General features: G+C 47.0%; 1 pseudogene. It reads right to left on the bottom strand.

What is annotated here, in order from left to right:
* Positions 1-366: pseudogene (locus lacNas_RS13360) on the bottom strand (helix-turn-helix domain-containing protein); the annotation flags it as partial.

Raw genomic sequence — 366 nt, 5'->3', positions numbered from 1 at the left:
CCTGTTTTGTCTGGCAGCTTAACATCCTCAGCCTTGATCTTATACGGGATGGCAACGTAATAACGGCCATTTTCTTTGAAGTAGCTGACAACGCCAAATTCATCTGACAAAGGCTTTTCGCTCAGCTTGAAGCCACGCCATTGATCTTTTGGAACGTGGCTTCTTCTTGCCCGCTCCAAATAAAGAATTCCGTCCTTGATCTTACTCTGATCGCTTTTGAAGCCTTGTCTGGATTCCCGCTTTGACCGAAATTTTGGTTTGCCCCAGCCTGGTTGGGCCTTGTCAAAGAAATTGTTCCAAGCCTTGCCCAAGTCGGAAATTGCCAGTTGCAGAATCCGGGCTGACTGTGTATACTGCCAGTCTTTT

Origin of the sequence: Lactobacillus nasalidis, from assembly GCF_016587775.1 — a bacterium.
In the GTDB taxonomy this organism is placed as follows: Bacteria; Bacillota; Bacilli; order Lactobacillales; family Lactobacillaceae; genus Lactobacillus; species Lactobacillus nasalidis.
This window is presented reverse-complemented; position numbering and strand designations above follow the sequence as displayed.